The following is a 10,787-nucleotide window of genomic DNA, read 5'->3' as shown; positions in this document are numbered from 1 at the left end:
TTATCTGCTGGACATTTTAAACTATAGGGAGGGCTGGTTACCTGCTTGTGTAGGTTAATCAGCAGACACTATATAACTTTAAGGCAGGCGGGGAGTGATTTTGCCGAAGGTGAAATATTTAGACAAGAATTGTTTTATGTCTGGGGAGGGCTGTTATGGTTACATTTATTCCACCGTATTTTGGGGAAGAGATAAAAAGTGATGCGGAACGTAAAATGTTTGATGTTTTACAAAATCTGGAACTTAACAATGCGTATGTGTTACATTCCCTGGGACTTCCCAGGCATGAGACAAAACCTTACGGTGAGATAGATTTTGTTGTTGTCTGCGAAGAGGGGGTTGCCTGCCTTGAGATAAAAGGGGGCAGGGTGGAATGTCAAAACGGCGTGTGGCGGGTTACTGACCGTTATGGAGAGCTGGCAGAAAAAAAGGAAAGCCCTTTTTCACAGGTTATTGATAATATGTTTAGTTTGCGGAAGGTTTTAAAGGAGAAATTCTGTGACAATAAAAGTATAAAATTTATCTTTGTAGCCTGTGGGGTAGTATTTCCGGATATTGATTTTCAGGCACATTCAGAGGAAGTGATTCCTGAGATTGTTTATGATAAAATGACTTCCGATATTTCTGAATACATGAAAAGGGTGTATGGGTATTGGCGGAGTAGGCTAAAGTGGGTCCCCAGAAAACTTTCACTGCCGGAGATTAAAGAGATTGTAAGTTTTTTGCGGGGGAATTTTTCTTTTATCCCTGTGCTGGGGGCGGGCCTTGAGGATGTGGATAAACGTTTGATACGGCTTACAGAAGAACAAACCTATGTAATAGAGGGATTATCTTTGAATAAACGATTGTTGATATCAGGTAAGGCAGGAACAGGCAAAACGTTGTTAGCCCTTTATTACTCCAGAAAGCAGGCTGCATTGGGCAAAAAAGTTCTGTACCTTACCTACAATACAAATCTGGCAGGGAGATTATCGGCGCAGCAGCCGAAATCAGATTGTTTAGAGATAATCAACATTCACGCTTTGATTAAAAAAATTCTTAATATTAATAAGCTTATGTTGAACAGAAATAAAGAGGAATATTTTAACGAAATACTGCCAGAAAAATTTTATAATTATTTAAAAAATTTGTGTTCAAAAGAATTGGAATCACTTCAGTATGACGTAATTGTGATGGACGAGGGGCAGGATATGTTTCACCCTATTTACTTGCAGGCTCTGGGGTATCTTTTGAAAGATGGTTTTGAGAATGGGCAGTGGGCTGTGTTTTATGACGAAAAACAAAATATTTATATAACCGATTACCAGAAAGGGATGGATATTTTAGAGTCTTATTCCGCCGTAAAATTTCAGTTGTATAAAAATTGCAGAAATACAGTCCAGATTGGTACATATTGCGAAAAGATAAGCGGTATAAATATGGCTGAATACATTCAGGAAAACGGGGAGGAAGTCAGGAAAATCAAATATTCGGATGATGCAGATTTTAAAAAGCAGATAGAAGAACTTTTAAAGAATCTGAAAAATGAACAGGTAGCCATGAAGGATGTGATATTTTTATCATCAAAAAAATATAAGAATTCCAAGATATACAATTCAGGGATTAAGGTGAATGTGCTGAATAAAAGATTTAATGCCAGTAAGGACTTGCCGGTATTTGCCACGATTCATGGATTTAAGGGATTAGATTCCAAAGTGGTTATTCTATTTGATGTGGAAGAGATACAAAAAAAGAATTTTTCAACATTATTTTATATTGCAGGAACCAGGGCCAGGACTCTATTATATATTGCTGCTACGGATAAATTTTTTAATAGGTACAAAGAATAGGAAACAAAAGCAGATAAAATTAATTGGGCAGACCGATGACTGATGGAGGATATGGAGTTTATGGATATAAATGAATTTAAGGACAGGCTGTTTGATGTGATTAACGATACGGACAACCTTTCCCTGCAGGATTTGATTTTTGAGGATAAAAAGGATATAATTCAAATTTGCCTTGAAGACGGGAGCGTATTTGAGGTTCGGATTAGGAAGGTTTGAAAACTTCTATTTCCTTCCGAATAAAGATTAACCGGAGAACGGTTAAAAAATAATTCTTATTGGGTGATTTTTGATTCTGTATGTTTTGCACCTCTGTTGTTATGATTTGATACAACGGAGGTGCAAACTTATGGATCAAAAGAGAAAAGATGCAAATATTCAAGTGGGGAAACGTCTCAGGGATGCCAGGACAAATCTGGGGATGAGCCAGGCAGAATTTGCCGCTGATTTTGGCGTTTCGGAGGAACATTACCGAAAATATGAATCCGGGGCCACAGGGGTGTCGGCGGATAAACTCCTGGTTTTATATAAAAATTACGGGATTGACCCTACATATTTAATTACAGGGCAGTGCATGAAAGATTTTGATATTGAATATTATATAGCAAACTGCAGTAAGGAGCAGAGAAATGAATTGTTTGACAGGATTTTGGCATATATTTTAAGGATTATGAAAAAGTAGTTGAAAAACAGGAGGGATAAAATTGGATAAACTGCTGCTTTTGGAGGATGATATCAGCCTGGTGGAAGGGCTTTGTTATTCCCTGAAAAAAAACGGATTCCAAATGGAAGTGGCCAGGACAATTAGGGAGGCGGAAAAGAAATTGGGAGAGAGGGGGGATTTTGACCTCCTCCTTTTTGACGTTACTCTGCCGGACGGAAACAGCTTTTCCCTGTGTGAGAAAATAAGGGAGAGAGGGGATATGGTGCCCATTATTTTTCTGACGGCATCGGAGGAGGAGACAAGTGTTATTTTTGGCCTGGACTGCGGCGGGGACGATTATATTACCAAGCCTTTTAAGCTGGGGGAGCTGTGTTCCAGAATCCGGGCACTGCTTCGGCGCAGCAAAAGGCCCCAGGGTGAAGGGGGATGCCTGAAATCGGGAAATCTAACGGTGAATCTGAAAGAGGGGCGGGTGCGGAAAAATGGAGAAATTCTGGAATTTACCGGTGCAGAGTACAGGCTTTTATGCCTGTTTTTGGAAAACAGGGGGCGGATTTTAACCCGGACAATGATTTTGGATAAATTGTGGGACGGGGCAGGAAGTTATGTGGACGACAATACGCTTTCCGTGTATGTGCGGCGTCTTCGGGAAAAACTGGAGGAGAATCCTTCCTGTCCCAAACGCCTTGTGACAGTGCGGGGAGTGGGATATCAGTGGGAGGAGTGAGGATATGGATTTTTTGCAGGAAAAAAAGCAGCGGGAGTATTTTGTGTTTCTACTGTGTGCCTGTCTGGCTCTGAGCTGTTTTCTGGGGGCATTAAGTTTTGCCGGGGTGAAATCATTCCAAAAGATTTTATCAGAAAAGGAGATGACAGCAACTTCATATCTTTTGGAGCAGGGGGTATCACCAGAAGTTTTGGCCCGGGCATGGAATCACACAGATGTTACCCTTCCGGGGCGGGACCTTGTGAAAAAAATCGGGCAGGGGGGCGATGCCCAGGGGGGAGTTTTTCTTTTTTTCAGGGAGAATCTGATGTCTGGCTTTTTTCTTCTTTTTTTCGGGGTATCTTTCTTTTCCGCAGGGATTTTGTACGGAACAGGCGTTTTTTTACGGGGCAGGGAAAAAATATATAAGGATGCCGAAATAGTTGTGAAAGGATATGCCGGGCGGCAGTTTGGAATGCATCTCCCCGGGGGAAAAACGGGGGCGCTGTATCAGTTGTTTGAGCAGGTGGAACAGCTTGCACTGTCCCTTAAGGCGGAGTGTGACACAGAGCACAGGGCGAAAGAGTTTTTAAAGGACATGATATCGGATATTTCCCATCAGTTGAAAACCCCTCTGGCTGCTTTGGAGATGTACATGGAAATATTAGCGGAGGAACCGGGGGAGGAAGAGACCGTGAAGCATTTTTCAGAAAAATCCCTCCTTTCGTTGGAGCGGATGGAACAGTTGATTTTATCTCTGCTTAAAATGGCTCGTCTGGATGCCGGGACAATCTTATTTGAAAAGCATGTGTGCTATGTGTCGGAATTGGTGGCACAGGGGGTGGGGGAATTACTGGAGCGGGGAAAACGGGAAGGGAAGGAGATTTTAGTGGAAGGGAATCAGGAAGAGACGGTTTTCTGTGATATGGAGTGGACGAAAGAGGCGGTGGGAAACCTGGTGAAAAATGCCCTGGACCACACAAAAAGAGGGGATGTGATTCAGATTCTCTGGCAGTCTTCCCCCATAATGCTTCGGCTTTTTGTGAAAGATACGGGCTGTGGGATTCTTCCAGAGGATATCCACCATATTTTTAAGCGTTTTTACCGCAGCAAAAAGTCCAGCGATACCCTGGGGGCCGGGCTTGGCCTTTCCCTGGCAAAAGGGATTGTGGAGGGGCAGGGAGGAATTTTGTCTGTGGAGAGTGTCCCCGGACAGGGCACCGTGTTCGTGATTTCCCTTACAAAACTGTAAGGTGGAATTCACCTTGCCGTAAGGTCTTTGTGTTAAGATTTGATTTGTCAGGAAAGTAAGCTGGCAGAAAAATAAAACGAAAGGCAGGCAAAAGTGTTGGAAATTTTAAAAGTAGAAGATTTGTGTAAAACCTATGGCACAGGAGAGGCGAAAGTGGAGGCGGTAAAGCATGTGTCCTTTTCCATGTCAAGAGGGGAATTCGGGGCGGTGGTAGGAGTCTCCGGTTCCGGGAAAAGCACCCTTCTCCACTGTATTGGAGGGCTGGATACGGCGGACAATGGGAAAGTGTTTTTAAATGGCAAAGACCTTTTTCAGATGACGGAAAGTGAGCGGACAATTTTCAGAAGGAGGAATGTGGGCTTTATTTTTCAGTCCTTCCATCTGGTTCAGGAGCTTAATGTGGAGCAGAACATTATTTTTCCCCTGCTTTTGGATTATAAAAATCCGGATATGGAGCAGGTTGAGGAGATGCTTGAAGTGCTGGGGCTTGAAAACAGGCGTTACCATTTTCCGGGGCAGCTCTCCGGGGGGCAGCAGCAGCGGGCGGCCATTGGCAGGGCTTTGATAACAAGGCCTGCGCTGGTTTTAGCCGATGAGCCTACGGGGAATCTTGATTCCAAAAGCAGCCAGGATGTGATGGATTTGCTCCTTAGGGCATCCAGGCATTTTAAACAGACGGTTTTGATGATTACCCATAATATGAACCTTACCACTTCGGCAGACAGGGTATTTCGCGTGGCGGACGGAAAACTGGAGGAGCTGGGAGGTGGGCAGGCATGAAAAACTATCTGGATTTAGTGAAATTTTCTGCAAAACATAACAAAAAGCAGGACAGGATGATACGGCTCTGCATTGTGTTATCCGTGTTTTTGGTGACGGTTATTTTTGGCATGGCGGAAATGGAAATGCGGGCCCAGCTTATCCAGGCGGAGAAAACTGACGGGAGTTACCATGCCGCTTTTCAGATGGACAAGAGAGAGGCGGCATTTTTGGAAATGCGCCCGGAAGTGGATGCCATGGCGTCTTACGGGTCAGTGAATTATCATTTGGAGGACGGATATACAATAGACGGGACAGAAACCTGCGTCCTGGGATTTGAGAAAGAATTGCTTTCCATGTTTCCCGCAGCAGATATAACGGAAGGGGACTTCCCCAAGACTGCAGAGGAGGCAGTTATAAATGAGATTGCAAAACGGCGGCTTCATGTGCAGGTGGGGGATAGGATTTCTTTAAAAACACCCCAGGGGGAGGAGAGAACCTACCGCATTTCGGGGTTTACAAGTAATACGGCCCTTATGGCGGAGCATGACGCTTTTGGGATGTTTCTCTGTGCGGAGGAGTTTGAAAAGCTCTATACGGAAGAGACGGATGCCGCCGGGGAAGTGTTGTATTTTGTAAAATTCCGTCCTTTTTGCAATATCAGCCGGGCAATCCGGGAGATTAAGGAACAGTTTGGCTTGGAAGACAGCCAGGTGCAGGAGAATGTGAAAGTCCTTGCCCTGATGTTTCAAAGCAGGGATTCCTATATGATGCAGTTTTATTTTGTGGCGGCAGTCCTGGCAGTTTTAGTGTCGGCGGCAGGGGTGTTGATGATTACCGCCAGCATGAACAGCAGTGTGGCGAAGCGGACGGAATTTTTCGGGATGCTGCGGTGTCTGGGGGCCACAGGAAAGCAGGTCAGACGCTTTGTGCGAAAAGAAGCCTTAGGCTGGTGCAAAACAGGGATTTTCGCCGGGATTTTGCTGGGATCGTCTCTGGTGTGGGTTCTCTGCGGGATGCTTCGGTATTTAAGCCCGGGGCTTTTTTCGGAACTTCCTGTGTTTGGGGTGAGTTTTCTGGGGATTGCGGCAGGAATTGTTGTGGGACTTCTCACGGTGCTTTTGGCGGCAAAGTCTCCGGCAAAGCGGGCGGCTAAGGTGTCTCCACTGACAGCGGTTTCCGGGAATGCAGACAGGGACCGGGGGATGAAAAAAGCGGCAGATACACGTTTTTTTAAAATTGATACAGCCCTGGGAATCCATCACGCCTGGGGCAGCAGGAAAAACCTGTTTCTGGTGTCCGGCTCTTTTGCCTTCAGCATTATTTTGTTTCTGGCTTTTAGCACAGCCATTGATTTTATGCACCGGGCCATAACCCCTCTGCGTCCTTCGGCGCCGGATATTTATTTTTATACTAAGGATGTCTCAAACGCCATTTCCAAAGGGCTGGCAGAAGAATTAGCGGATGCGGAAGGGGTAAAATGTGCCTTTGGAAGAAGTTTTGCAAAGGGCGTTGTAAAGGCCCATGGGCAGGAGAGGGAGATTACCCTGCTGTCCTATGACAGCAGGCAGTTTTTGTGGGGGGAAGATTCCCTTTTAAGAGGAAAGATAGAGGATGTGCAAAATGGAGAGGGGATGCTTTTGGTTTACCAGGAGGGCAGTGTGCTTTTGGACAGGGAAAAGGTTACGGTTTCCATCCAGGGACAGGATAGGGAGGTTTTGCTTTCCGGAGTGATTGGAAATATTCCCTATGACAGCTCCACACAGGAAATGGCTATATGTTCAGAACAAATGTTTGAGGAGATTACAGGGGAGGAGGGTTATGCAGTCCTGGATTTGCAGCTTTTTTCTGATGCAAAGGATTCTGACGTGGAACAGATCCGGCAGGCAGCGGAGAAGGTTTTAGGGGAGTCCATAGGTTTTTCCGACAAGCGGATTGGAAACCGGGAAACAAAAGGCGCAAGCCTTTCCATGGCGGTTTTCCTCTACGGTTTTTTGGCTGTGATTGCCCTGATTGGATTTTTTAATATGATAAACTGTATTGCCATGAGCGTTTCCTCCCGGCTTAAGGAGTATGGGGCCATGCGGGCCGTGGGAATGGGCATGGGACAGTTTGTGCGGATGGTGTCTGGGGAGGCAGCTGTCTATGCATTGTTTGGAAGCCTTTTTGGGTGCGGGATTGGGATTCCCCTAAACAGGAAGCTGTTTTTATCCCTTGTGACCTTCCGGTGGGGGGAGCCTTGGGAAGTTCCCTTGTGGGAGCTCTCTGTGATTTTAGGCGTGATGATTTTTTCCATTTTCCTTTCGGTTTTGGGGCCGGCAAAAGAGATAAAAAGGATGGATGTGCTTAAGTTATCTTAAAATATTTCTTCCAAAGAGTACTGTATTTGTGGTATTATATTTTATAAATGCCGGAATGAGGATATTTCCGGCTGTTTATAGAAAGGAGACGGGATTTTCCCGAGGAGAAATGGAAAAGAAGAGAAACTCATTTTCAGGCTCCCTGGGCTTTGTGCTTGCGGCAGCAGGCAGCGCAGTGGGGCTGGGCAATATATGGAGGTTTCCATATTTGGCTGCAAAGGACGGAGGAGGATTATTTTTAGTAATTTATCTGATTCTGGCCCTGACATTTGGATTTACACTATTGGCTGCGGAGGTGTCTATCGGAAGAAAGACAAAGCAAAGCCCCCTTACGGCCTATGCGAAATTAAAGGATAACTGGGGATTTTTAGGAGTCCTGGCATCTTTGGTCCCTGTGATTATCATGCCCTATTACTGTGTCATTGGAGGATGGGTGGTAAAATATTTTCTGGCCTATCTCACCGGTGAGGGGGCAAAAGCCGCTGAGGACGGCTATTTTACCGGGTATATTTCCGGTGAAGTGCAGCCCATAGTACTTATGGCAGTGTTTTTGTTTGTGGTGTCCTTTATTATATTCCGGGGGGTGAACAGGGGAATTGAGTCCTCCTCCAAAATTATTATGCCCCTTCTGCTTCTTCTGGTAATTGGAATTGCTGTTTTTTCCGTAACGATTCATTACACGGATGATGCGGGGGTAGCCAGAAACGGACTGGAAGGGTTAAAGGTGTACGTGGTTCCCAACTTTGAAGGGCTTACGTTAAAAGGATTTTTTACGATTTTATTGGACGCCATGGGACAGTTGTTTTTCAGCCTCAGTGTGGCTATGGGAATTATGGTGGCTTACGGCTCCTATGTGAAAGATGATGCCAATCTTGTGAAATCCATTAACCAGATTGAAATTTTTGATACCTTTGTGGCTTTTCTGGCGGGGGTTATGATTATTCCGGCTGTGTACACTTTTATGGGAAGAGAGGGGATGGAGGCATCCGGCCCCAGCCTGATGTTTGTTTCCCTGCCGAAAGTCTTTGCCTCTATGGGCAAAATCGGAAATATCATCGGGGCATTGTTTTTTGCCATGGTATTGTTTGCGGCAATCACCAGTGCAGTTTCCGTAATGGAGGCAGTGGTTTCCAGCATTATGGATAAATTCCATGTATCCCGGATAAAAGCGGCTTCTATTGAGACGGTAATTGCCCTTGCAGGAGGAATTCTGGTCTGTCTTGGATACAACAGATTGTTTTTCGATATTGTGCTGCCCAACGGCGCCCATGCCCAGGTTTTGGATATTATGGATTATATCAGCAACAACTGCCTTATGCCCCTGGTGGCAATCGGAACTTGTATTTTAATTGGATGGGTATTAAAACCCGGCGTAATTATTGACGAGGTGGAAAAAACAGGCTGTAAATTTGGAAGAAAGAAACTGTTTATCCTTATGATTCGCTATATTTCTCCAGTGCTTTTGGTGATACTGTTTTTGAAATCCATTGGAATTTTAACGGTGATTTAGGAGGAAATTATGAGGGCGGAGAGCAAAGGAAACGTTAAAAACAGTGTGGGAAGGATTACATTTGCAGGTCTTGCATTCTGTCTGCAGACAGGATGGATTGTGTTTCTTCTTGTCCGTCTGAATTCTTATTCGGCAACGGTATCCCTCATTAGCAGCCTGATGGCATTTCTCCTGGCCCTTGGGATTTATGGGAAGCCCAGCAATGCGGCCTTTAAAATGCCCTGGATTATGCTGATTTTGGTTTTTCCGGTTCTGGGCATCTGTATTTACGGGCTTTTTGGGCATAAAGATGCAACGAAGAGGGTACGGCTTAAGTTTAATGAAATCCACAGGGAGCTTATGGGGCATTTAACCCAGAAAGAGCAGGTGATGAAGGAATTAGAGGAGCAGGGCTATGATGTGGCAAATCAGTTCCGCTATCTTTTAAAACAGGAGGGATACCCTGTCTGCCGCAATACGGATGTGGAATTTTATCCTGATGGGTTGGAAGGGTTGGAGGCCCAGCTTTTGGCATTAAAAGAGGCTAAACAGTATATTTTTATGGATTACCACGCCATTGAGGAGGCGGAGGCTTTCGGGAAAATCAGGGATATCCTGGCAGGGAAGGCCGCTGCCGGGGTGGAAGTTCGGATTATCTATGATGATGTGGGGAGCATTGGTTTTATTACCCCGGAGTTTATCAAACGGATGGAGGCCCTGGGAATCCGGTGCAAAGTGTTTAACCCTGTGATGCCTGCTATGCAGATTTTTATGAATAACAGAGACCACAGGAAAATTACCGTGATTGACGGGAAAGTGGGATTTACCGGAGGGTACAATTTGGCGGATGAATATTTTAACATTATCCATCCCTATGGACATTGGAAAGACACTGGGGTGAAGCTTACCGGGGAGGCGGTGAAGAGCCTTACGGTAATGTTTCTTGAGATATGGAACCTTACAGAAAAGTATCAGGAGGATTACGGGCCTTATTTAAAAGATGTAACTTACAGGGCAGAGGAGCAGGGATTTGTCTGCCCCTATGCGGACAGTCCCATGCAGGAGACTGTGGGGGAAAATGTATACCTGAATGTAATCAAGCAGGCAAAGCATTATTTTTATGCCTCCACCCCATATCTGATTATCAGTGACGAGATGATACGGGAGCTTGCCATGGCGGCCCAGCGGGGGGTGGATGTGCGGATTATCACCCCGGGGATACCGGATAAAAAGGTTATCTACCGGGTGACAAGGTCATATTACGCCAGCCTGGTGCGCCATGGGGTGCGGATTTATGAGTATACCCCGGGATTTAACCATGCCAAGCAGACGGTGGCGGACGGGAGGGTGGCCACAGTGGGCACCATTAACATGGATTACCGCAGCCTTTACCACCACTTTGAAAATGGAGTGCTCATGTATGGGTATGAAGCGATTATGGATGTGGAAAGGGATTTCCTTGAGACCTTTAAAAAATGTGCGGAAGTGACTGAGAAGTACAGGCAGGATAAATTTACGGTGGTGACAGGGATTGACTGTATTTTAAGGCTGTTTGCGCCGCTAATGTAAGATTGCAGGGGTAGATGATGTAAGGGGCATAGAGGAAAGCCGCTTGTTTTTTCGACTGGATGATAAGCTGAAGAATTGACATTAAATAAAATCCTGTTTTTGACAGTTGAGAAAAAATAGAATCGCTACAATGCTTGAAAATACGGGCAGTGTAGCGATTTT

Annotated in this window: 9 protein-coding genes; all 9 read left to right on the top strand. The window is 45.2% G+C overall.

Going from position 1 to position 10,787, the window contains the following annotated elements; all coding sequences use genetic code 11:
• The first annotated feature begins 155 nt into the window (after window positions 1–155).
• Complete coding sequence (locus D7Y06_RS21670) at window positions 156–1,829, top strand: nuclease-related domain-containing DEAD/DEAH box helicase (protein ID WP_120409687.1); 1,674 nt, start codon at window positions 156–158, stop codon at window positions 1,827–1,829.
• A 60-nt stretch (window positions 1,830–1,889) separates the two neighbouring features.
• Window positions 1,890–2,045, top strand: coding sequence for a hypothetical protein (locus D7Y06_RS26165; protein ID WP_158591459.1), 156 nt, complete (start codon window positions 1,890–1,892; stop codon window positions 2,043–2,045).
• A gap of 130 nt (window positions 2,046–2,175) precedes the next feature.
• The gene (locus D7Y06_RS21665) at window positions 2,176–2,508 is read left to right on the top strand and encodes a helix-turn-helix domain-containing protein (RefSeq protein ID WP_120409686.1); all 333 of its coding nucleotides are present in this window, start codon (window positions 2,176–2,178) and stop codon (window positions 2,506–2,508) included.
• A gap of 22 nt (window positions 2,509–2,530) precedes the next feature.
• Window positions 2,531–3,217 (top strand): response regulator transcription factor, encoded by a 687-nt coding sequence (locus D7Y06_RS21660; RefSeq protein ID WP_120409685.1) that lies wholly within the window; start codon window positions 2,531–2,533, stop codon window positions 3,215–3,217.
• Window positions 3,218–3,221: 4 nt separating this feature from the next.
• A complete protein-coding gene (locus D7Y06_RS21655) occupies window positions 3,222–4,448 on the top strand; it encodes a sensor histidine kinase (protein WP_120409684.1) in 1,227 nt (408 codons plus the stop codon).
• 96 nt (window positions 4,449–4,544) lie between these two features.
• Window positions 4,545–5,228: an ABC transporter ATP-binding protein gene (locus tag D7Y06_RS21650; protein WP_120409683.1), complete on the top strand. Its 684-nt coding sequence runs from the start codon at window positions 4,545–4,547 to the stop codon at window positions 5,226–5,228.
• On the top strand, window positions 5,225–7,567 hold the full coding sequence (locus tag D7Y06_RS21645) for an ABC transporter permease (protein WP_120409682.1): 2,343 nt from the start codon (window positions 5,225–5,227) through the stop codon (window positions 7,565–7,567). Before D7Y06_RS21650 ends, D7Y06_RS21645 begins: the two co-directional genes overlap by 4 nt.
• Window positions 7,568–7,676: 109 nt before the next feature.
• Window positions 7,677–9,077 (top strand): sodium-dependent transporter, encoded by a 1,401-nt coding sequence (locus D7Y06_RS21640; protein ID WP_120409688.1) that lies wholly within the window; start codon window positions 7,677–7,679, stop codon window positions 9,075–9,077.
• 9 nt (window positions 9,078–9,086) lie between these two features.
• Window positions 9,087–10,625 (top strand): cardiolipin synthase, encoded by a 1,539-nt coding sequence (gene cls / locus D7Y06_RS21635; protein ID WP_120409681.1) that lies wholly within the window; start codon window positions 9,087–9,089, stop codon window positions 10,623–10,625.
• Window positions 10,626–10,787: the final 162 nt, after the last annotated feature.

Origin of the sequence: Roseburia sp. 1XD42-69 (assembly GCF_003612565.1) — a bacterium.
Classification (GTDB): Bacteria; Bacillota; Clostridia; order Lachnospirales; family Lachnospiraceae; genus Roseburia_B.
This window is presented reverse-complemented; position numbering and strand designations above follow the sequence as displayed.